The organism is Ruegeria sp. L11 (assembly GCF_056531755.1).
Genome location: NZ_JBQFMI010000011.1, coordinates 50534 through 73216, shown reverse-complemented (window position 1 = coordinate 73216; position 22683 = coordinate 50534). Strand labels below are relative to the sequence as shown.

Here is a 22683-nt window from a genome sequence, read left to right as displayed (position 1 = left end):
CGTTGGAATTCAGGGAGGAGAAAGTCATGAAAATTTCAATGACCGTGAACGGCAAGGCCGTCAGCGGCGAGGTTGAGGGCCGGACGTTACTGTCCGGCTTTCTGCGCGAGCAACTGTCATTGACGGGCACGCATGTCGGCTGTGATACGGCCCAGTGCGGCGCCTGCGTTGTACATGTGAACGGTCAGGCCGTGAAGTCGTGCAATATGCTGGCGGTCGAAGCCGACGGTGCTGACGTTGGCACCATCGAAGGTCAGGCAAATGCGGACGGTTCGCTGAACGTGATCCAGCAAGCCTTTCAGGATCATCACGGCCTTCAATGCGGGTTCTGTACACCGGGTATGGTGATGAGCGCCGCAGCGCTGCTGAAAGACAACCCACGCCCATCTGAGGCCGAAATCCGAAAGTACCTGGAAGGCAACCTGTGCCGCTGCACCGGGTACCACAATATCGTCAAGGCGATCATGGCCGCCTCAGGCCAGGACGTCGGCAGTATCGCTGCGGAATGATGCCGCTGCGGGCGTAAACATTGCGCCCGTGGGACAAGTGAAGGGTGCAGCAGCATCCGTTTATGGGAGGAGAACAAGCAATGCCCAAAGACAGTGGCATCGGAGCCAGTTCCAAGCGGCGCGAGGACGTCCGCTTTCTGACCGGAGCAGGCAACTATACCGACGACATCAACGTACGTGGTCAGGCTTACGTATATTTCCTGCGGTCCGACATCGCGCATGGTCGGATCAATTCTGTAGATACATCAACCGCCGAAGGTATGCCCGGTGTGGTCAGAGTATTCACCGGCAAAGACTTTGAAGGCGTGGGCGGAATGCCCTGTGGGTGGGAAGTGACCGACAAGCACGGCGCGCCGATGCAGGAACCACCACACCCAATTCTGGCACAGGGCAAGGTGCGCCATGTGGGCGATCCCATTGCCGCCGTGGTGGCCGACAGCCTGGAACAGGCCCGTGACGCGGCCGAGGCTATTGATCTGGATATCGAGGAGCTGCCCGCCGTGATCGACATGAAATCCGCGGCGCAGGAAGGCGCGACGCTGGTTCATGACGATCTGAAAAACAACATCTGCTATGACTGGCAGCTGGGTGAGGCCGACGACGCCAAGGTGAACGACGTCTTTGCCAATGCCGCGCATGTCACCACTTTGGATCTGGTGAACAATCGGCTGGTCGCCAACCCGATGGAGCCGCGCGTGGCTGTGGCCGAGTACAGCCGGGGCACGGATGAATATACGCTCTATACCACTTCGCAGAACCCGCATGTCATCCGCTTGTTGATGTGCGCGTTCGTTCTGGGTCTGCCGGAACATAAAGTCCGCGTCGTAGCCCCGGATGTGGGCGGTGGTTTTGGCACCAAGATTTTCCATTACGCAGAAGAAGCGTTCTGCACTTTTGCCGCCAAGGCCTGCAACCGCCCCGTCAAGTGGACGGCCAGCCGGTCCGAGGCGTTCATGTCGGATGCGCAGGGTCGTGACCATGTCAGCACGATTGAGCTGGCTCTGGATGCGGATAACAACTTCATCGGCCTGCGGACCAACACCTATGCCAATCTGGGTGCCTATCTGTCGACCTTCTCCAGCTCGGTTCCGACATGGCTGCATGGGACGCTGATGGCAGGCAACTATAAGACCCCGGTCATTCAGGTGAATGTGAAGGCGATGTTCACAAACACGGTGCCGGTGGACGCCTATCGCGGCGCTGGTCGACCCGAAGCAACCTTCCAACTGGAGCGTGTCATCGACAAGGCTGCGCGCGAGTTAGGTGTCGATCCGATCGCCCTGCGTCGCCAGAACTTTGTCACGCAGTTCCCCTATGACACGCCAGTGGCGCTGACTTACGACACCGGGGACTACAACGGGACAATGGACAAGCTTGAGGCTGCTGCTGATCTTGCGGGCTTTGCCGCACGACGCGCGCAGAGTGAGGCCAAAGGCAAGCTGCGCGGTCTCGGCGTCAATTGCTATATCGAGGCTTGTGGTATCGCGCCTTCGAATATCGTCGGCATGTTGGGAGCCCGTGCAGGTCTTTACGACGCGGCGACAGTTCGGGTGAACGCCACCGGCTCGATCAGTGTGATGGTTGGCGCACACAGCCACGGGCAAGGCCATGAAACAGCCTTTCCGCAGGTCGTGGCCGACATGATCGGCATCGACGAGTCAATGGTCGAGATCGTGCACGGGGACACCTCGAAGATCCCGTTCGGCATGGGCACCTATGGCTCACGCTCGCTGGCGGTCTGCGGCTCGGCTATGGTCAAGGCCACCGAAAAGGTGATCGACAAGGCCAAAAAGATCGCAGCCCACCTGTTGGAGGCGTCCGAGGCAGATATCGAACTCAAAGACGGTCAGTTCAGTGTTGCGGGGACCGACAAGTCGGTGGCGTGGGGGGATGTGACTCTTACGGCCTATGTCCCGCACAACTATCCGCTGGAAGTTGAACCGGGGCTGGAGGAAACCGCGTTCTATGACCCGGCCAACTTTACTTTCCCGGCAGGGGCTTATGCCTGTGAGGTCGAGGTTGATCCAGACACAGGTCAGGTCAGTATCGAGAAGTTCACGGCTGCAGATGACTTTGGCAATATCGTCAATCCAATGATCGTTGATGGACAAGTGCATGGCGGTATTGGTCAGGGCATCGGTCAGGCCTTGCTGGAGAACTGTGCCTATGACGAGAACGGCCAATTGCTGAGCGCGTCCTACATGGATTACGCGATGCCACGCGCCGATGATGTCCCATTCTACGGCGTGGATCATTCCAGCCAGACGCCCTGTACGCACAATCCGCTGGGCGTGAAGGGTTGCGGCGAGGCCGGAGCGATCGGCTCACCGCCAGCGGTGGTCAACGCGGTGCTGGATGCGTTGAACTCGGGTGGAAGGGCTGTTGATCATATCGACATGCCGATGAGCCCGTCACGCGTTTGGACTGCGATGCATGGTTGAGAGGTTGGGGTGCGAGGGGCCAGCCCCTCGCGCTCCCTGGGATATTTATAGCCAGATGAAGGGCGGATCAGCGCCTTTCGGAAAGGAAGAACGAAATGTACAATTTCGAGTTTGAGAAGCCCTCGACCATTGCTGACGCAGTTGCAGCATTGGCAACAGAGGATGCGCAGGCGTTGGGAGGCGGGCAAACCCTGATCCCGACATTGAAACAGCGATTGGCGGCACCGTCCAAACTGGTGTCGATGGGCGGCATTGCCGAGATGCAAGGCGTCTGCGTTGATGATGACGGCTCGGTCTCTGTTGGGGGTGCAACACCTCACGCTGTCGTTGCTCGCGACGCTGCAGGATCTTATCCCGCGCTGGCGGCATTGGCTGGACAAATTGGCGACCCGGCAGTGCGCAATCGCGGAACCATCGGTGGTTCGGTTGCGAACAATGACCCGGCTGCCTGCTATCCGGCGGGTGTGCTGGGATCGGGCGCAACCGTGGTGACCAACGCGCGTCAAATTGCGGCAGATGACTTTTTTCAGGGCATGTTCACCACAGCCCTGGATGAAGGAGAGATCATCACCTCGATCCGCTTTCCGGTTCCGCAGGCGGCAAGCTATCAAAAATTCCTGCAACCAGCATCGCGGTTTGCACTTGTTGGGGTATATCTGGCCCGTTTCACGGACGGCGTGCGCGTGGCGGTGACCGGCGCAAGTGAGGATGGCGTCTTCCGTTGGAGCGAAGCCGAGCAGGCGCTGAACAAGGAGTTTCGCCCGGACGCCTTGATGGACCTTCGGATTAACCCCGCCAACATGATCGCTGATTTACATGGCAGCAAGAAATACCGGGCGCATCTTGTGTCGGTCATGACCAAACGCGCCGTGGAAGCCTGCATGTAGGCATTTCACGACAAGATGCTCAAAAGCCCCGGTTTTTACCGGGGCTTTTTCGTTGAGATATGGTTTTGATGTCTCACCAAGGTCGGGCTGGCCAGCACTTTTCCGTTGTTTGAGGGTCGTGGCCAGTGTCTGCGCAAAATGAAATCAGGCCGCCCATTTCCGGGCGGCCTGATCAAGTCATAAACTAAGCTTTCGCTTTATTCGGCGGCTTGTGCACCTGTAGCGGCGTGTTTGTCACGCTGGCTGTCGCGGAACAAAGCTTTGGCCAGAGCAATACACATCAGACCCATCACAGCAGTAAAGGGCAATGCACCGATGATCATCGCGTTTCGCAGCGCATCCATCGGGTTGTTTTCACCGGCTGCGAGGATCAGCGCGCCGATCACAGCCGTCAGGATGACACCCCAGATGATGCGGTGCTTGATGCCCGTCTCCTGGCTGCCGCCCGACATGATGGTATTCATCACCAGAATGCCCGAGTCTGCCGACGTGACGAGGAATGTCATGATCAGGATCACACACATCACGTTCAGCATTGACAGCAGACCACCGTCAATCATGTAAGACAGGGTCACGAACAGTTTGTTGGTGTTCGATGCGCCGATGATTGCACCTTCTGCAGCGCCTGCCAGTTCCAGATCAATCGCAGTTCCACCCAGAACAGTCATCCATGCAAAGCAAACCAACGCCGGTGCGAGCACACAGCCTACGATGAACTCGCGGACAGAGCGCCCTTTCGAAATACGGGCAAGGAACAGGCCCACGAAAGGCGAGAACGCGATCCACCAGGCCCAGTAGAACGTGGTCCAGCCCGACTGCCAGCCGAACTGACGCCCCTGCTCACCCGCCGCATAAACGGCTGCCAGGGTTGCTTCATCCAACTCAGCTGCTGCCCCTTCCAGGCCGCTCTTGAAACCGTCAAAGCTGCCCCATGCATTGGTGGCCCCACCCATCAGATCATTGGCATGGGCTTGTGCTTCGGCAGGCAACGCCGCAGCGAAGGCTTCAACTGACAACGGGCCATAGGCGTTAAAGCTGAGCGACAGGATATGCAGGATATAGTCGACCATTGCTGTGCCATAAGTGGTCATGGCAAAGACGAACGAGCCGAAGACGATAAATGTGCCCAACAGGATGATCGACAATACGAGGTTCAGGTTCGACAGGTATTTAACACCACGACCAACGCCCGATACTGCGGAAATAATCGACAGGCACATAATGACAACCAGACCGGTGATCAGACCCACTTTGCTGGGGGTTGGAACTTCGCCACCCAGATCCATGACCCACTCCATACCGGTGATGGCAAAAAGCCCGTCGATGAACTGGCTGACACCATAGCCGATGGTGACAGAAACACCGAGGATCGTTGCAACAACGCCAAGTACGTCAACCACATGGCCGAAGAAGCCATTGACGAAGCGGCCAAACAGGGGCGTCAGTGCCGAGCGGATGGTGAGAGGCATGTCACGGGTATAAGCGTAATATGCCAGCGACAAACCGGTCACCACATAGATGGCCCACGCGTGAAATCCGTAGTGCAAGAAGGTATAGCGGTAAGCCGACTGCAGTGCTTCGGGGGTATTTCCCACGACCGCTTCGGACACGACTTCGGGGTTCGAACCCCACAGCCCTAATGGTTCTGCGGTTGCAAAAACCATCAGACCAACACCCAGGCCGGCGCCGAACATCATGGAGAACCAAGAGAAGTTCGAAAACTCGGGCTTTTCACCGGGTGTTCCCATCACACGGCGACCCGTGGACGGAATAGCGGCGACAACGGCCAGAAAAACAAGGAACAACCCGACAATGACAATGTAGAAGCTGTTGAAAAGCTCGAGCAACCGCCCGTTCAGGCTGCCAAGCGTTCCGTTTGCGTTTGCAGGGAATACCAATGCCCACAGAACCAGCGCGACCATAATGGCCTTGCTGATCAGGGCAATTGGGACGCTGTAGTTTTCATAAAAACCGGCATCCGCCGTTTTTATCTCAACGTCTGTGAATGGTTCGGGTATCGACATGTTGCGTTTTCCTCCGTGTGTTCGCCATTTTTTTTGTTCTTTTGAGTTCCGTTTGGAATGCAGCGTGCCGGACGGCGTAAACAAAAATGCACAATGCACCAAACAGTGAGTGGGTAGTGTTCAGATCAACTGAGATTTGCGGCAAGTCCATACGCTCATGTGGCGTCTCCTACCGCTCTTTTCCTCCCGGATTTTTGCCGCCTGCAAAATCTGTTTGTCCTTAGTGACCTATCAGTTTGCCGTTGAACCTGCTTGCAGCTTCGCAAGAAGTGGTTGCGCCCTTCAATTCGAAAAAACCTATATCGGAGGTTGGGGCTGCTCGCCCGAGAATCCGACCCTTATGCGACTTGAAACGACCATCTTGATGGCTCTTATAACATGTTAGCGACAACAGATGGAGGGCGTGATTGTAACTCCATTTACAGTTTCAGAACCAATAAGTCGGACTTTGCCCGCGAAACGCATGTGCACAGGAACTCATGTGTTTCCTGCTCTTGCGGGGTGAGTATACCGTCGCGATGATCAACTTCGCCGGACACGACATCAACGATACAGGTTCCGCAAAGCCCTTCGGAGCAGCCGAAATCAACCTGCACACCATTGGCCTGCAAAACCTCCAGAATAGATTGGTCCTTTCCAACGGGATAGACCGCGCCGGTCGACTGGATCTCGATCTGGAAATCGGCGTTCGGGGCATGTTCAATGTCCGACGCGGCGGCGAACCGTTCAAAGTGTATCGCGCCGCCACGCAGCAAGGCACCCGCTTCCAGTACCGCATTCAGCATCGGTTCCGGGCCGCAGGTATAAACGTCTGCGCCCATCGGCATCGATTGCATGACCGATCTCAGATCGAATAGCCCGTCTGTGTTATCACAATGCAAATGATACCATTCATCCAGTCCAAGCGCCCGGAATTGCGCATCCATCGCCGCGTATTCTTTCGATCGAACAAGATAGTAGACACGAAAATCCTGCCCTCGGTTCAGCAACTCACGTGCCATTGCAACCAATGGTGTGGCCCCGATACCGCCAGCGATCAAAGTGACGTGTCGATCATGGCTTTCGAGTTTGAAATGGTTGCGGGGACCGCCGATTTCCACGGTCGCGCCCTCTTGCAGGTCATGCACCGCCAGTGACCCGCCTCGCCCTTCGTCTTCGCGTTTGACGGCCACGTTGATCAGGCGCCCATCCTGGCTCCAGCTCCACAGCGAGTATTGCCGTATCAGACCGTCTTCAAGATGGATGTCCACATGCGCCCCGGGCTCGAGGCTGGTGAAGCGCCCGCTTTCGATCTCGAAGCAGAAATCAGTGGTGTCGGGGCTGAGCGATGTTTTTCGCACAAGGCGGGCGACTTGAGTATCCATCACTTGTCCTGTTCGGTCTCACGTGGCGTACATTCTGCGTCGTTCAGCAAACAACAGGAAAAAAGATAGATTTCAATTGCAAAATTTCTAACATTCGGGTGAATTGAGCTCACCCAGAGTTCGAAAGCCAATAAACCTCCATGTCTCGACGCCACTACAACCTTCCCCCACTTACGACATTATCGGCCTTTGAAGCCGCCGCACGGCATCTCAGTTTCAAGGAAGCCGCAAGCGAGCTTTCCGTGACGCCGGGTGCCGTCAGTCATCAGATTAAGGCGCTGGAAAGCGAGCTGGGCGCGGCCCTTTTTGTCCGAAAGCACCGCGGCGTGGAACTGACCGAGGATGGGCAAGACCTGTTTGAGGCACTCGGCACTTCGTTCCGGCAGATTTCAAAGGCACTTGAAAAGATTCGCAGCAATGATTCCGAGAACCACGTAACCGTTGGATCAACCACTGCAGTCGCCGCACTTTGGCTGTCGCCATCTGTCATCCGGTTCTGGCAGGATTTTCCGCACGTGAAAGTGAACCAGATGGCGCAGGACAAGGCCTTCACGGACCGGCCGGATATCGACCTGTTCATCCGCTATGGCCGGGACGCCAACGCGCAACTCACGCACACGAAACTGTATCGCGATATCCTGACACCCGTTTGCAGCCCCCAGATGGCCGCGGACCTTAAAGGGGCCAGCCTTGAAGACCTCGTGCAGCGGCGGCTGATCCATCTCGAAACTCAGGACAGCACCTGGACGACCTGGTCATCCTGGTTCCACGACCTCGGGTTTTCTGGAGTTGTTCCCGTGGAATCGCGGGTGAACAGCTACGCGCTTGCCCTTCAGGTGGCGCGTAAAGGGGCGGGCCTTGCGCTGGGATGGAAACGTCTGGTCCAGCCCATGCTGGCTTCGGGGAAACTCGTCGCGCTGGAGGAATTCAGCCTGCCCGCCCCGGACAACTTCTATCTTGTCGGTCGCCCGGACGATCAGCTTTCGGAAGGGGCGCTGGCTCTCAAGAATTGGTTGCTCAACGAACTGTCTGAAGGTTCGGTTTAGCCTGCCTCAATTTGCCATTAGGTTTTTTAGTATTGAACGTGGGCGGCCTCAGCCGCCAATGGATGCAGCGATAAACTCATTCAAAATCACTCAGGAGTGGCCGATGAACAAGCACGCACCGCTTTCGTCTGTTCTGACACCGGTAAACACCGCAAAGGGTCTGCCGAACGAGCATTATATTGATCCCGCAGTTTTTGCCGAAGAACGGGATGCGGTCTTGTTTGCGAACTGGTCCGGCATCGGCTTTGGCAAAGACATTCCCGAGGCGGGAGATGCATATCCGATCGATTTCCTCGGTGTGCCGCTGTTGATGGTTCGTGATCGCGACGGTCAGATCGGCGTGTTCCAGAACACCTGTCGTCATCGCGGCATGATTTTGGTCGACAAGCCGCAAAAAATCCGCGGCGCGATCCGCTGCCCCTATCACAGCTGGTGCTATGGCTTGAATGGTGAACTGCGGACCGCCCCTCATGTCGGTGGCCCTGGACAAAACACCCATGAAGATCTGGATTTCGCCGAGTTGGGCCTTATCCGCATCCGCTCGTATGTCTGGCGGGATGTTATCTTTGTCAATGTCAGCGGCGACGCGCCGGAATTCGAAGATGTCCATGGCGAGTTGATGGAACGCTGGAAAGAATTCGATCAACCGATGTATCACGGTGGCGCTGGCGCATCGGTTTATCTTGAGTTGAACTCGAACTGGAAACTGGCTGTTGAGAACTACTGCGAAAGCTATCACCTGCCCTGGGTTCATCCCGGCCTGAACAGCTATTCGCGTCTGGAAGACCACTACAACATCAACGAACTGGGCAAATATTCGGGTCAGGGCACCTATGTCTACCGCCAGTTCGAGGGTCACGATGGCGAAAAGCTGGATGATTTCGAGAATCTGAGTGAGCAGTGGAATGACGGCGCGGAATATATCGTCGTTTACCCGAATACCCTGCTGGGTGTTCAGCGTGACCACGGCTTTGCCTTCCTCATCGATCCGATCACGCATGAGCGTTCGAACGAACGGATTGAGCTCTACTACGCCAAAAAACCCGAAGACGCACCCGAACACGAAGCGCTGCGTGCCAAGAATGCGCAACTGTGGAAAACAGTGTTCGAGGAAGACGTCTTTGTGGTTGAAGGCATGCAGAAAGGCCGTCACGGCGTGAAATTCGATGGCGGCCGTTTCTCGCCCGCGATGGACGGCCCGACCCATTGTTTTCATCATTGGGTGGCCACGCAAATCGAAAAAGCCCGCGCTGAAGTGTAAGCAATCCTGAAAATGTTGATCTGGTCAGGCCCTTCTGACCAGATCGCGGATCGGTTGTAACAACAGCAGACGGGACGGCGTTGCGTCTTTTGTCTCCTAGTGGACAGCCGGTGAATTCGCTGAAAGGGTCACAGTGGATCTGGACGAACTCGACAAACACCTCTTGCGGGCCCATGCGGAAAAAGATGTACCCGCATTGATCCGGCTGTATCACCAAGCGGCGATTCTCGCCGAAGAGCGCCAGCATCATGAAGCCGCGTGCTTCTATCTGACCCACGCATTTGTGTTTGCGCTGGAATACGGCGCGCCGGAGGCAGATGAGTTGAACCTGAAGTTGTTTGAACGTGGCCGCGCACACCGGTTGACGTTCTGACGAGCTCATTTGCTTAAGCGTACCGCGACGCTAGGCAATTTTCAAAGTTTGAGTTTAGCTGACTTCATTCGATCTCGAATTTTGTCGACATTGTCGATGGGCCAGTCTTCATGAAAGAACAGGCGCGAACGAAAACGCGCGAGATAGCCAAAATGCGAAACGAAGCTCAGGCCGTGGTCATCGGCGGGGGAGTGATCGGGTGCTCGATCCTGTATCATTTGACCAAACTGGGATGGTCGGATGTTGTTCTGTTAGAGCGGGACGAGCTGACCTCGGGGTCAACCTGGCACGCAGCCGCCAACATTCACGGATTGCACGACAGTACCAATATCAGCCGCATCCAACATTACACGATGAGCCTGTATAAAGCGCTGGAAGCTGAAACCGGTCAAAGCTGCGGAGTATTCCAGCCCGGCTCGTTATACTTGGCCCAGACAGAAGAACGCGAACATCAGCTGAAGCTACAGGCCGCAAAGGCCAAGCTGTATGGCATGAATTTCTATGAGATCAGCATCGAGGAAGCCCAGAAGCTGAACCCGCTGGTCAATTACGAGGGCATCCGTTGCGTGATGTTCGAACCCGATGGCGGCAATGTGGACCCGTCGGGCGTGACCAATGCCTATGCGGTCGGCGCACGTCAACGTGGGGCGCAGATTCACCGTTTCACTCCGGTCACCGCAACCGAGCAGCAGGAGGATGGTAGTTGGATCGTCAGAACGCCAAAAGGTGACATCAGGACACGCTGGGTGGTGAACGCAGCGGGCCTGTGGGGGCGCGAGGTTGCTGCACTGGCTGGAATCGAACTGCCGCTGCAACCTACAGAGCACCAGTATTTCGTAACCGAATCCATGGCGGATGTGAAAAGCCACGGCACCCGCCTGCCGTCTGTGTCGGACCGGGATGGAGAGTATTACCTGCGTCAGGAAGGCAACGGCTTGCTGGTCGGCGCCTATGAGAAAGACATGAGGTTCTGGGCCGAAGAAGGCACGCCGCTGGATTTTGCCCACGACCTGTTCCCTGATGATCTGGAACGGATCGAAGAGAACGTGATGAACGCCATCGAACGCCTGCCCGCGGTTGGTGAAGCCGGGATCAAGCGTGTCATCAACGGCCCAATGATCTGGTCTCCGGATTCGAACGTTCTGATGGGGCCGGTGCCCGAGGTCGACGGCTATTTCTGCTGCAATGGTATCATCCCCGGCTTCTCGCAATCGGGTGGCATGGGCCTGATGGCAGCGCAATGGATCATCGAGGGTGAAACGGAATACGACATGTTCGCCTGGGATCTGGCGCGTTTTGACAGCTGGGCCACCAAGGCATTCACCAAAGCGCGCGTGGCAGATCAGTACAGTCATCGGTTCGCGATCCATTTCCCCAATGAAGAACGCAGCGCCGGTCGTCCGGCACGGGTTCGCCCGATCTATGAGGCGCAGAAAGCCATGGGCGCGGTTTTTGGCCTGAACGCCGGTTGGGAACATCCGCTGTGGTTTGCCGCAACGCCCGGCACCAAAGACACCAATGGCTTTACCCGTCAGAACTGGTGGGGACCGGTGGGCGAGGAATGCAGGATGTTGCGCGACCGTGCCGGGATCATCGATATCTCGAATTTCGCCAAATATGTCTGCAAGGGTCCGGGTGCAGCAGACTGGCTGAATGCCGTCTTTGCAAACACCATGCCCAAAACCGTTGGTCGGTCCTGTCTGACCCCACTGATTTCAAAGCGCGGCGGTATTGCAGGCGACTTTACCGTCACCCGCGTGGCTGATGACGAGTTCTGGGTGATCGGCTCGGGCATGGCAGAACGGTATCACAAACGCTTTTTCAAACAGGTTCCGCTGCCTGAAGGCACCGCTTTCGAAAGCAAAACCGAAGCGATGTGCGGCTTTAACGTGGCCGGGCCCAAATCCCGTGACATCCTGCAACGTCTGACCAACACATCGCTGGCAACCGAAGATTTCCCGTTCATGCGGTCCGCCAAGATCGAGCTGGCGGGAGTCCAGGTCCTTGCCCTGCGCGTCTCCTTTACTGGCGATCTGGGGTGGGAGCTGCATTGCGCCACCCAAGATCAAGCACGACTGTACAATGCCTTGATTGAGGCAGGCAAAGAGTTCGGGGCTGGCCCTGTTGGCAGTCGGGCACTGATGTCTATGCGGGTCGAAAAGGGCTATGGGTCTTGGAGCCGCGAATACAGCCCGGAATACTGGCCGCATGAAGTGGATCTTGATCGCCTCTGCAAATTCGAAAAGGACTTCCTCAACAAGGCAGCTGCGCAGAAAGTATTGCAGAACCCAGCTCGGGAAGACCTGGTGATCCTGCACCTGAACGAAACGGATGTGACAGCGTCCAACGCGGATGCAACAGGTGGCGAGCCGATCTTCAAGAACGGTGAAGGGATCGGTCGGGTGACCTCAGGCACCTATGGCTACACCGTCGGAATGTCGTTGGCCTTGGGATATGTAAAAAATGCCCAGCCAGGTGATGAGGTCGAGGTTATGGTTCTGGGGCGCCCACACAGGGCCACAATCCTGCATGAACCGCCCTTTGATGCCGCAGGAAAAGCGCTTAGGGCTTAAAACCGCAATAGCTCAAGGCGTTGCCCTTCGGGATATTCCGTCACTTCTGCCGGGATGATCGCCAATCCATCCGCTTGCGCAAGCAAAGCAACACGACCACTGTAGGACGGCTCCATCAGACGCAATCGGGGCCGTCCGTCCGGTGTGTAACCGTCAATCTGAACCGGGCGATATTCCTGTCGGCCTGCGGTACGGTACAAAGGTTCCGACAGAACTGCCTGCACGGCTGCCTGCGGTGTGTGGTGCAGACCGGCACGGCGCGCCATCATCTGCGATCCGATTATCTGCCAGGTCACAAAAGCAGAAACCGGGTTACCCGGCAGACCGATGTAAAGAGCACGGCCACGTCGACCGAACATGATGGGCTTGCCCGGTTTCATTGCGACTTTCATCACATCCGCCACGCCACCGATCTCGGTGAACAGACGCGGCATATGATCTTCATCGCCGACAGATACGCCACCGGTTGTGATAATCAGGTCAGAGGTTTCAGTCGTGTCCAGCAAGACCTGTTTCAAAAGCTCGGGATCATCTTCAACCTGCCCCCGGTCCGTGAGTTCAATCCAAGGCTTCTGCAACAGCGCAAGCAGCATGTAACGGTTCGAATTATAGATCTGCCCCGGCCCAAGGGGCTCACCAGGTTGGCGCAATTCACTGCCGGTTGAAAAGATCAAAACCTTCAGCTTGCGGAGGACCACGACCTCGCCATACCCGGCGGAAGCAAGGGCTGCCACCTCACGCGGGCCAATCTCGCAGCCGCGCCGCAGGATCGGCGCTCCGGCACGAAGGTCTTCACCGGCACGCCGGATATGTTGCCCGGGCTTTGGACGGCGGCTGAAGCGAATTTGTCCCTCCACAAAATCACAATCTTCCTGCATGACGATGGCGTCGTAATCAGAGGGAACGGGCGCTCCGGTAAAAATCCTCAGCGCGCTACCCACAGGTGCAGCATGAGATCCGCTGTCCCCCGCCGCGATGCGACCCGCCACCGGCATCTGGAACAGGTCGGTATCGCCAAGATCGGCTGTTCGAACCGCATAGCCATCCATTGCCGAATTGTCGAAAGCGGGCATATCGACCTTGCTGAAACAGTCGCAGGCCAATACTCGCCCAATTGCAGCGGCCAAAGGCAGCGTTTCCGTTTCTGTGATCGGATCAGCAGCGGACAGGCCCCGGCGCAGGGCCTCATCCACGCTCAGATACATATGCGCGTGTCGATCACAGCCGCATCCATCAGCCATATCCAGCCTCCAACTCTGCGAACATGCCTTCCATCCATTCTAAGGTGGGCTAGGCTCGCTCAACCGACACGACATCCGCGGTACTGTCATTGACATAGGTCACGTGAAACCGCGTCGCGCGCTTCGAAACGACGGGTTGGCTGGCCAAGCGCGACTTCCGCTATAGTGGCTTCCCGGATGGCTCTCAGGCCGGGAACAGCTCTTCCTGATATGCGAACAGCGCGGGTTGCCCACCCGTATGCAACAGCACAACTTTCTGGCCCTGTTGAATTGTGCCGTTTTCAAGTAATTCCAACAAACCTGCAAAGGTTTTGGCCGAGTAGACCGGATCAAGAAAAACACCCTCGGCACGCGCCATCTGTTCAAGCGCCCTCCGTGTGGACGGACCTATCCGCCCGTATCCAGGGGGCAATGTGCCGTCCCATGTGAGGATGTCATTCATGACCAGAGCCGGGTCAAACTTCATCATACCCGCCAACCGTTCCAATACCTTTTGCAACCGCGCATGTTGCTGGTGGCGGTCGCGGCGAACGCAGATGCCATAAACAGGTGCCGTGTTGCCAGCCAGCCGCAGCCCGGCCAAAAACCCGCCGTGGGTCGAACCGCTGCCGGATGGCACCACCGCCACGTCGAAATCGGCGATCTGATCCAGTAGTTCGGCAGCCCCGGCCACATAACCTAACGCCCCCAAGGGCGGATGATCGATGCCCAAGTGAATTACATATGGTTTTCGGCCCTCAGCGATCAGCTGATCTGCCCGCGCGTGAAGGGCATTGTCGGCCCCGGCCTCGTCTTCTCCGGTATCGTAGTGCATGTGCTCGGCACCCAGAAGCCGGGCCAGAAGTACATTTCCCGAGGAATAATAATGTTCTCCCATATCCGGCACACGCTCTTCCAATTGAAGCACGGCCTCCATCCCAAGCTTCGATGCAGCCATGGCAGCCGTGCGCACGAAATTGGATTGCACAGCGCCGGTGATCAGAATGGTATCTGCCCCCTGTTTTTGTGCCTCGCCCATATAGAATTCAAGCTGTCGGGTCTTGTTGCCGCCAAAGCTCAACCCTGTCAGATCATCCCGCTTGATCCACAGATCCAGACCAAGCTGGTGGGACAGACGGTCGAGCCGTTCGATCGGTGTAGCAGCTGTCATCAGTCTCGCGCGGGGAAAACCGGCCAGTAGCTGTTCAATCGTCATGCCTGTGTTCCATCAACTCACCCATTCAGCATCACGCCCGATAGGGCATATCCAGCAAGAATAGGAAAGATAGTGATTGCCGGAAAGATCGCAGACCGGGAATGGCCAGTTTACTATACAGAGCAACCGTCACGCGGCTCTATTTCTCGCTCGGGTCGCTTTCCGCGTAATTCCGCAATACATCCATATCTGCAATTTCCGCGTGGTTTCGGTTGATCTTAACCCCAACTGGTTTCAACCTCGAAAACGCGCGGCTCAGGCTTTCGGGTTTCATCCCCAGACGCCCGGCGATCAGCATCTTGTCATACGGCAGTTCAACTTCGCACTGGCCGGCATCGCAATCACACAGGTTCAGCAGGAATTCCGCGACACGCTGCGCACCGGTCTGGGCTTTGAGCTGTTCGAGCTGCGCCACCAGGGAATGCAGATGCGTGAATGTGGCCGCCAGGATCGATACGCAGATTTCCGGGTCTTGCTTCATCAGCGACAGCAGCACCGGACTTGGGATGTGCATGATCTCGCAGGGAGATACCGCCTCGGCCGAAACGGGATAGCGCACATTGCGCAGCGCAACGGCTTCGCCAAAGCTTTCACCACGCGTGAAAACGCTCACCACGGCTTCGGCACCGGTCGGGGAAATGCGAAACAGCTTGACCCAACCAGCCAGTACAACATGTACGGCCTTGGCCTCTTCCTCTTGCAGAAAGATCGTCTCGCCCCGGTCGTATTGCCGCCAGACGGCCTGACGCAGCAGAGTATCGACATGTTGCTCTGGCAGGCTTCGCAAGAGCAGTGACTGCCGCGCAATTATCTTTTGTGCCTCGTGTGACAAGAAGGCAGCCCCTTATTCGTCCGCTCCGGGAACACCCCCGGATGATCAACCCCGAGATATGCTATGCCAAAGCCAGCGCGGGGGTGCCACCCTTTTCTCAGTCTCCAACTTGACTATTGTCATGTAAGGGCGGGCGCCTCTGGCATAGGTTCAACGAAATTTCAGTTATCCGGGGAGCACGCCAGATGGACTTCGAGCAATTTTTCAGCCAGAGCCTCGACACTTTGAAAGACGAAGGCAACTACCGGATTTTCATCGACCTGCAACGCCGTCGTGGCGCGTTTCCGAACGCGCGTCAAACCGACGGGCCGGTTCAGCGGGATGTGCGGATCTGGTGCTCAAATGACTATCTGGGCATGGGGCAGCACCCTTCGGTGATCTCTGCCATGCACGACGCACTGGATCGCTGCGGAGCAGGCGCTGGCGGTACGCGCAATATCTCGGGCACCACGCATGATCACGTTCTGCTTGAGGCTGAGCTGGCTGATCTGCATGGGAAAGAAGCCGCGTTGCTGTTCACCTCGGGATATGTGTCGAACTGGGCTGCTTTGGGGACATTGGCCGCGCGAATTCCCGGGCTGATCGTGTTTTCTGACGCGCTCAACCACGCCTCGATGATCGAAGGTATCCGGCATTCGCGTGCCCAGAAGGTGATTTGGAAACATAACGACTTGGCGGATTTGGACGCCAAATTGGCCGCAGCGGATCCCGACGCACCCAAGATGATCGCATTTGAATCGGTTTACTCCATGGATGGCGATATCGCTCCCATCAAGGAAATCTGCGATCTGGCTGACAAATACGGCGCGATGACCTATCTGGACGAGGTTCATGCCGTCGGCCTTTACGGCCCGCGCGGTGGCGGGATTGCTGAACGCGATGGATTGATGGATCGCCTGACTGTCATCGAAGGTACATTGGGCAAAGCGTTCGGCGTGGTTGGTGGGTATATCGCGGCCTCAGCCGCGCTGTGTGATTTTGTCCGCAGCTTTGCCAGTGGCTTCATCTTCACCACTGCCCTACCCCCATCGATTGCAGCCGGCGCTGCCGCATCGATCCGGCATTTGAAGCATTCAAGTGCAGAGCGTGACTTGCAAAAGACCCGCGTGGCGCAGGTACGCGCCCGATTGGATGCCGAGGGCATTCCGCATTTGCCCAACCCCAGCCATATCATCCCGGTGATGGTTGGCGACCCTGTGAAGTGTAAATTCATTTCGGACACCCTGCTTGAGGAGTTTGGCATCTACATTCAGCCGATCAACTATCCTACAGTTCCCAAAGGAACCGAGCGCCTGCGGATCACGCCGTCACCCGTTCATACGGATGAGGATATCGATCATCTGGTGGGCGCCTTGTCGGCGCTGTGGCAGCGCTGTCAGATCGCGCGGATGCCAATGGCCGCACAATAACCTAAGCGTCCCTTTGCTTGGTAACCTGCCGTCCCTTTTAGGGGCGGCTTTTTTCAGATCAGGTAAAGTGCGAAGATCACAGCAGAGAACCCCGTCAGAACCAAGGTGAAGCCTCGCAGCCAGCCCGGGCTTTCAGCCAGGTCCAGATATCGGGCCAGAATCACACGGGTTTTGATCAGGGCAAGGAGCAGGATACCGCCTGCAATGAGTGCGTCAGGCGTTTTCATCAGGGTCAAAAGCGTTGAAGCCAGACTGAGCGCCAAAAGCGCCAGCCACGCGCCGGTGAGTGAGTTCGGACGCCTCCGGCGGGAGTATTTAGCAAAAGATGAAGTTGCCGGCATATTGTTTATCCCAGAAGATAAATCACGGGAAACAGCAGGATCCAGACCAGATCGACCATGTGCCAGAACTGTGCGCCCGCCTCGATGTTACGAGGATCATCGCGCCACGCGACCAGCAACAGAATACCTACCCCGGCCAGAACATGCGCCGCGTGAAATCCTGTCAGCAGGTAGTAGAACATGAAGAACGGGTGGGTTTCATAGGTAATGCCCTGCCCCGCCTTTCCAGCATATTCCACGCTTTTGATAACCAGGAATGCGATCCCAAGTACGGCCGCGCCTGTCAGGGCAAGCCTGGCCTTGAACCGGAATGCTGCGCGGCGCCAGTTCAGGGCCTGCGCGGCCAGGTAGCCAGATGTGACCAGTATTGCAGTGTTAAAGGCTGCACCTGTTCGATAAAGATGCGATTGCGCCTCGGCAAAGCCTGCAGGGTCGGTCAGGCGAACGCCCATGAACGCGATCAGCCCGGCACCAAAAACCAGCAGCTCACTGATAATCAGAACCCACATCAGCAATTCGCCCGGAAGCTCGTCGATGAAGGAGGTTTCGCTCATGCACCGACCAATTGGCGATATATTTGCGGCAACGCCATGGTCAGGCGGTGCGGGTCTGGGATAACAGCGAAACCGCCCTGTCCGAACATGCGGGGGAACCAGCTTTTGCCGGTTATGTCGATGGTGACACCAAAAACCGATTGCCCGGCGCGGCGTGCCTCACGCACGGCCATGCACGTGTCTTCAATACCGTGACGCCCTTCGTAATGGTCAAGGTCATTGGGTTTGCCATCGGTGATCACCAGCAACAGGCGGCGTTTGCGGGTCTGACTTGCCAGATCCTTTGAACAGTGGCGGATCGCGGCCCCAAGCCGCGTGTAGTGACCGGGTCGCAGTGACGCGATACGTTGTTCAACTTTGGCGCCCATCGGCTCATCAAACCGTTTGCATCGCTGGATATAGACGCGCTGACGTTTCAGCGAACTGAAGGCATGAATGGCGAAATCGTCACCGCAGGCGTTCAGGCCCCAGGCCAAAGCAGCCAGGGCTTCACGTTCAATGTCGATCACGGCGCGACCGGTTACGGCACTTTCAGTGGAACGGCTGACATCCAGCAGGATCGAGACTGCCAGGTCGCGCGCCTCGGGGCGGGATTGTTGCCAAATGCGGTCGTTGCTTTCGCCACTGGCCATGCGGTCAGTTTCGGCACGCACGGCGGCTTCGATATCCAGCTGGTCACCGTCCAGATGGCCGCGTGTCATCACACGACCGGGGCGCAGCGCCTCGAACTGGCGTTTGACCGCGCGGATGCGGCGGGCGGTGGCAGGGTCCTTGCCGAAGGCGGCAGCGTCGTCGCGGATATCCGCATCCGACAGCAGGACGTTGACGTGATCTGGCAGATACCGGCCCGAGCGCACGTCCCATTCGGGATAGAGGATGCGGCCGGACAGACGCTCGCGGTTCACATCCTCGGGTGCCAGATCAAGGTGCAGCTTCAGCCGCGTTGGGGGGGCTTTTGATATCTGACCCAGGCCAATCTCTTCCTGATCATCGGCCGCTTTCTTGGCGTTGTCGGGATCGTCATCGTCGATGCGGCGGTTGATGTTCAGGAACTCGGCCCAGCTGAGGATGGCTTCGAACTTGTGCAGGATGAAACTGTCGCTGCGCTCGGCCTGATCCGATTTGCGACGACGGGCGCGGTGGGTTTTCTCACCGGATTCCTCGGGTGGACCTTCAGTTTCGGGGTTTTCCACCTCGTTATGTTCGGAAAAGCCAACTGCGCGCAGTTCGGGCCACAGGGGAACCGGGCGCATAGGCTGATAGCCGCGAGGGGCGATCAGGTCCTCGTCCAGTGTCAGAAGCTGCTCGGCTTTCGCCGACAGCGGTTGAGGGTCACCCAACTTATGGCGGATCAGCTCTTCAACTGCGTCTTCAATCGGTGGCAGGTTGGGGATATCGCGCTGATGCAGCACGCCCTTGCAAAGTTCGGTGTAAAGCGGGCGCAGGCCGGGGGCGTCGTCCAGCGTCGTATCAACCATTCTCTGCGCAGCGATCAACGCGCGCAGGTCGGCGCGCAGCGGATCGTCTTCATCAATTCGCGTTCCGGCATGGGCAGCCGCAGCGGCCAGCCAGACATACAGCGCGCCATTGGCTTCGCGCGCAGGAAAAACCGCCAACCGGTCCGGCAAGCGCAAGACTTCGCCATCAAACGAAGCGCGCGGCATCAGCTCCACTTCGGTCGCCAGACGCCGACGCCAACTTAGGCGGTGATGTGAAACCTCGGGCGAGACCGGGCGCAATTCTACGCCCGGACCACCGCCCAGCCCTCGAAAGAGGACGGCCAGCCGCCCCGCGACCTCTGAGAGGTCGACCGCGGCTCCATCGTGCACCAGGGGTGCATCGAGGCGGCTGGCAAGGGTGTGCCACAGTTTCCCGATCGTTTCTTCGGGTTCCCATGGCTCAAAATCGATCTTGACCATCGGCCGGCCTCACCCAAAGACAGCCGTAACAAGATCGAGGAGCCCGCGTTTGATATCCTCGTCATCTGTCAGAGGTTCGATCATGGCGGCAAGGATGGCGCGGTCGGTGGACATTCCTTGTGCGATCAGTGTCGCGGCATAAACAACCAGTCGGGTGGAAACGCCTTCCTCAAGATCCTGACCCTTGAGCCCGCGCAGCTTACCCGCCAGCCGCACCAGCGGCTTGCAACGTTCCAGCGGCAGACCGCTTTCCTGTGCAACCACTTCGGCTTCCATCTGCGCGGACGGGAAATCGAACTCCAAAGAGATGAAGCGTTGCCGAGTCGAAGGTTTCAGGGTTTTCAGGATATTCTGGTAACCGGGGTTGTACGACGCCACCAGCATGAAGCCAGGTGCGGCCTCAAGCTCTTCGCCGGTGCGGTCGATTGGCAGGATGCGCCGGTCATCGGTCAGCGGGTGCAAAACGACAGTGACGTCTTTACGGGCCTCGACCACCTCGTCGAGGTAGCAGATCGCGCCTTCGCGCACTGCGCGGGTGAGGGGGCCATCGACCCAGACGGTTTCCCCGCCTTTCAGCAGATAACGGCCAATCAGGTCGGCAGCCGCCAGATCATCATGGCAGGCGACGGTATAAAGCGGGCGGCCAAGTTTTGCGGCCATGTGGGCCACAAAGCGGGTCTTTCCGCAACCCGTCGGACCTTTCAGCAGAACTGGCAAGTCGTTGTTATAAGCCGCGGTGAACACATCGCATTCATCGCCTTGGGGCAGGTAGAAGGGGGCGTTTGCCGCCCCCTCTTTCAGTTTTATGGAGCCATCCATATCCATTACTCCGCAGGGGTTTCGGCGGCGCCGGGTTCAATAACTTCTTTCCGGGGAACCCAGATCGAATAGATGAACAGCAGCGCACCAAGGACCACGACGATACCGGAACCCAGACGCATCCAGTAGAAGATTGCGATCTGGTCTTGTACGTCCATGAAGTAATCTCCGACCACACGCTGCATGTGCGTCTGCACGGTTCCGCCGAAGGTCAGCACGAAGGTCATAAAGACCATACCGCTGGTCATCAGCCAGAACGATCCCATGTTCAGCACCTGATTGTAAGGATCACGGTTTTTGAGGATCGGCATCGCATAGCTGAAGATCGCCAGGTTGAGGCAGACATAGGCACCGTAGAAGGCCAGGTGACCGTGGGCCGCAGTGATCTGTGTGCCGTGGGTATAGTAGTTTACCCCGTGCAGCGTATGCAAGAAACCCCAGACGCCGGCACCAAAGAAGGCAAGCGTTGCACAACCCAGAGACCACAGCAGAGCGGCCTTGTTGGGATGGTCACGACGGCCTTTCCAGACCATGACGAAGGCAAAGGCCATCATCGCGAAGAACGGGATCACCTCGAGGCTTGAGAAGATCGACCCAATCCACTGCCAGTAACCGGGGGTGCCGATCCAATAGTAGTGGTGACCTGTTCCAAGAATTCCCGAGAATAGCGCAGCGGCCACGATGACATAAAGCCATTTCTCGACGATCTCTCGGTCCACACCGGTCAGCTTCAGCATCAGGTAGGCCAGGATCGACGCCATGATCAGTTCCCACACACCTTCGACCCACAGGTGGACAACATACCACCAGTATTGCTTGTCCAGGGACAGGTTGCCTGGGTTGTAGAAGGCAAACAGGAACAGCAGCGCCAGACCCCACAGGCCCAACAACAGGATATTGGTGATTGCGGTCTTCTTGCCCTTCAGAACGGTCATCGACACGTTGTAAAGGAACATCAGCGCGGCGACGACGATACCGGCCTTGACCCATTTGGGTTGCTCAAGGAACTCGCGCCCCTCTTTGCCCAGCAACCAGTTGCCTTCGAACAGGTTGAAGACATAAGTCAAAACCACGCCCAACGTACCGACCACAAGAATGATCAGCTGCAAATAGGCCAGCTTGGGCGAGTGGATTTCGCGCTCGGCCTCTTCCGGGATCAGGAAATAGGCCGCACCGAAAAAGCCCAGTATCAGCCAGACGATCAGCGCGTTGGTGTGCAGCATCCGCACGATGTTGAACGGCAAAAGCTCGCTCAGGAAGTTAGGGAATACATAGATGAAGCCGGCCAGCAGGCCGCCGATCACCTGTATCGCGAACAGCGCCATGGCTACCGCAAAGTAGGCATAGGCGATTTTTTGAGATTCGTATTTCATTGCTCCATTCCCCTTCTCAGCCAGCCTCGTTGGGCGGCCAGTCCTGAGCATCGATATTGTCCGTCCAGATCAGGAAGTTGGTCAGATCCCGGATCTCTTCGTCGCTGAGGTTGAATTGCGGCATCTGCCGACGACCGGGAATGCCGGTGGGTTGTGCCTCCATCCAGCCCTTGAGGGATTCAAAGGCCGATTCCGGGTCGTCCAACACGCCCCAACGTGTCATCACATTGCCGACCTCAGGGGCAAAGTACGCCCCTTCGCCAAGGATTGTGTGACAGTTGATACAGGCGTGTTTTTCCCAAACATGTTTGCCCCGAACCACACTTTCGTCGAGCTTCGCGGCATTTTCGGAATTGACGATATACAGATGTGAATGGGCTGATAGAGCCAGAAAGATGAGGATGAAGAACAGTGACCCGCCATAGAAAATATTGCGAGCCATGCTCTTTGTCATGACTTCTCGCATCGCGCTCTCCTTTGCGCAGATTAGCTAGTGCAGGCAACATGACGTGCGGGTCACAG

19 protein-coding genes are annotated in these 22683 nt (G+C 57.2%); 8 read left to right on the top strand and 11 right to left on the bottom strand.

From position 1 onward, the window contains the following. Positions 1 to 26: 26 nt before the first annotated feature. From ACR0CE_RS15790 to ACR0CE_RS15780, 3 genes are all read left to right on the top strand, one after another. Entirely contained in the window at positions 27 to 509 is a 483-nt protein-coding gene (locus tag ACR0CE_RS15790) for a (2Fe-2S)-binding protein (RefSeq protein WP_209507073.1), read from the top strand. A gap of 80 nt (positions 510 to 589) precedes the next feature. Next, the gene (locus ACR0CE_RS15785; protein ID WP_480539691.1) at positions 590 to 2950 is read left to right on the top strand and encodes a xanthine dehydrogenase family protein molybdopterin-binding subunit; all 2361 of its coding nucleotides are present in this window, start codon (positions 590 to 592) and stop codon (positions 2948 to 2950) included. 95 nt (positions 2951 to 3045) lie between these two features. After that, entirely contained in the window at positions 3046 to 3837 is a 792-nt protein-coding gene (locus ACR0CE_RS15780) for an FAD binding domain-containing protein (protein ID WP_480833144.1), read from the top strand. 197 nt (positions 3838 to 4034) lie between these two features. Here the strand turns inward: ACR0CE_RS15780 and ACR0CE_RS15775 are convergent, their stop codons facing one another. Together ACR0CE_RS15775 and ACR0CE_RS15770 are read right to left on the bottom strand one after the other, a co-directional pair. Beyond that, positions 4035 to 5861: a BCCT family transporter gene (locus ACR0CE_RS15775; RefSeq protein WP_209597183.1), complete on the bottom strand. Its 1827-nt coding sequence runs from the start codon at positions 5859 to 5861 to the stop codon at positions 4035 to 4037. A 419-nt stretch (positions 5862 to 6280) separates the two neighbouring features. Further along, positions 6281 to 7225 carry a PDR/VanB family oxidoreductase gene (locus ACR0CE_RS15770; RefSeq protein WP_480833143.1) on the bottom strand — a complete coding sequence of 315 codons (945 nt, stop codon included), beginning with the start codon at positions 7223 to 7225 and terminating at the stop codon, positions 6281 to 6283. A 140-nt stretch (positions 7226 to 7365) separates the two neighbouring features. Here ACR0CE_RS15770 and ACR0CE_RS15765 point away from each other — a divergent pair, with 140 nt between their 5' ends. From ACR0CE_RS15765 to ACR0CE_RS15750, 4 genes are all read left to right on the top strand, one after another. Next, a complete protein-coding gene (locus ACR0CE_RS15765) occupies positions 7366 to 8271 on the top strand; it encodes a LysR substrate-binding domain-containing protein (protein ID WP_480488703.1) in 906 nt (301 codons plus the stop codon). A gap of 103 nt (positions 8272 to 8374) precedes the next feature. Then, positions 8375 to 9532, top strand: a complete 1158-nt coding sequence (locus tag ACR0CE_RS15760; protein ID WP_480833142.1) for an aromatic ring-hydroxylating oxygenase subunit alpha — start codon at positions 8375 to 8377, stop codon at positions 9530 to 9532. Positions 9533 to 9665: 133 nt separating this feature from the next. Then, positions 9666 to 9905, top strand: a complete 240-nt coding sequence (locus ACR0CE_RS15755) for a hypothetical protein (RefSeq protein WP_480488707.1) — start codon at positions 9666 to 9668, stop codon at positions 9903 to 9905. A 152-nt stretch (positions 9906 to 10057) separates the two neighbouring features. Continuing rightward, the gene (locus ACR0CE_RS15750; protein WP_480484323.1) at positions 10058 to 12478 is read left to right on the top strand and encodes a GcvT family protein; all 2421 of its coding nucleotides are present in this window, start codon (positions 10058 to 10060) and stop codon (positions 12476 to 12478) included. On the opposite strand, the gene ACR0CE_RS15745 is transcribed toward ACR0CE_RS15750, so the two are convergent. The 3 genes from ACR0CE_RS15745 to ACR0CE_RS15735 form a co-directional block, all read right to left on the bottom strand. Then, positions 12475 to 13719, bottom strand: coding sequence for a molybdopterin molybdotransferase MoeA (locus ACR0CE_RS15745; RefSeq protein ID WP_480833141.1), 1245 nt, complete (start codon positions 13717 to 13719; stop codon positions 12475 to 12477). The two genes, ACR0CE_RS15750 and ACR0CE_RS15745, sit on opposite strands and share 4 nt — an antisense overlap. Before the next feature lie 184 nt (positions 13720 to 13903). After that, positions 13904 to 14914 carry a D-cysteine desulfhydrase family protein gene (locus ACR0CE_RS15740; protein WP_480833140.1) on the bottom strand — a complete coding sequence of 337 codons (1011 nt, stop codon included), beginning with the start codon at positions 14912 to 14914 and terminating at the stop codon, positions 13904 to 13906. Between the two features lie 139 nt (positions 14915 to 15053). Further along, complete coding sequence (locus ACR0CE_RS15735; RefSeq protein WP_267365173.1) at positions 15054 to 15746, bottom strand: Crp/Fnr family transcriptional regulator; 693 nt, start codon at positions 15744 to 15746, stop codon at positions 15054 to 15056. A gap of 185 nt (positions 15747 to 15931) precedes the next feature. Here ACR0CE_RS15735 and hemA point away from each other — a divergent pair, with 185 nt between their 5' ends. After that, positions 15932 to 17155 (top strand): 5-aminolevulinate synthase, encoded by a 1224-nt coding sequence (gene hemA, locus ACR0CE_RS15730; RefSeq protein ID WP_480488712.1) that lies wholly within the window; start codon positions 15932 to 15934, stop codon positions 17153 to 17155. A gap of 53 nt (positions 17156 to 17208) precedes the next feature. On the opposite strand, the gene ACR0CE_RS15725 is transcribed toward hemA, so the two are convergent. Genes ACR0CE_RS15725 through ACR0CE_RS15700 form a run of 6 tightly spaced genes read right to left on the bottom strand, consistent with a single transcriptional unit; the run spans position 17209 to position 22627 of the window. Next, positions 17209 to 17496 carry a cytochrome C oxidase subunit IV family protein gene (locus ACR0CE_RS15725; protein WP_267365170.1) on the bottom strand — a complete coding sequence of 96 codons (288 nt, stop codon included), beginning with the start codon at positions 17494 to 17496 and terminating at the stop codon, positions 17209 to 17211. Positions 17497 to 17501: 5 nt separating this feature from the next. Then, positions 17502 to 18050, bottom strand: coding sequence for a cytochrome c oxidase subunit 3 (locus ACR0CE_RS15720; RefSeq protein WP_209597161.1), 549 nt, complete (start codon positions 18048 to 18050; stop codon positions 17502 to 17504). Next, entirely contained in the window at positions 18047 to 19969 is a 1923-nt protein-coding gene (locus ACR0CE_RS15715; protein WP_480833139.1) for a nitric oxide reductase activation protein NorD, read from the bottom strand. Before ACR0CE_RS15715 ends, ACR0CE_RS15720 begins: the two co-directional genes overlap by 4 nt. Positions 19970 to 19978: 9 nt before the next feature. Then, complete coding sequence (locus ACR0CE_RS15710) at positions 19979 to 20788, bottom strand: AAA family ATPase (protein ID WP_480477359.1); 810 nt, start codon at positions 20786 to 20788, stop codon at positions 19979 to 19981. A gap of 5 nt (positions 20789 to 20793) precedes the next feature. Next, a complete protein-coding gene (locus ACR0CE_RS15705; RefSeq protein ID WP_267365161.1) occupies positions 20794 to 22161 on the bottom strand; it encodes a cbb3-type cytochrome c oxidase subunit I in 1368 nt (455 codons plus the stop codon). 16 nt (positions 22162 to 22177) lie between these two features. Then, positions 22178 to 22627: a c-type cytochrome gene (locus ACR0CE_RS15700; RefSeq protein ID WP_209597154.1), complete on the bottom strand. Its 450-nt coding sequence runs from the start codon at positions 22625 to 22627 to the stop codon at positions 22178 to 22180. Positions 22628 to 22683: the final 56 nt, after the last annotated feature.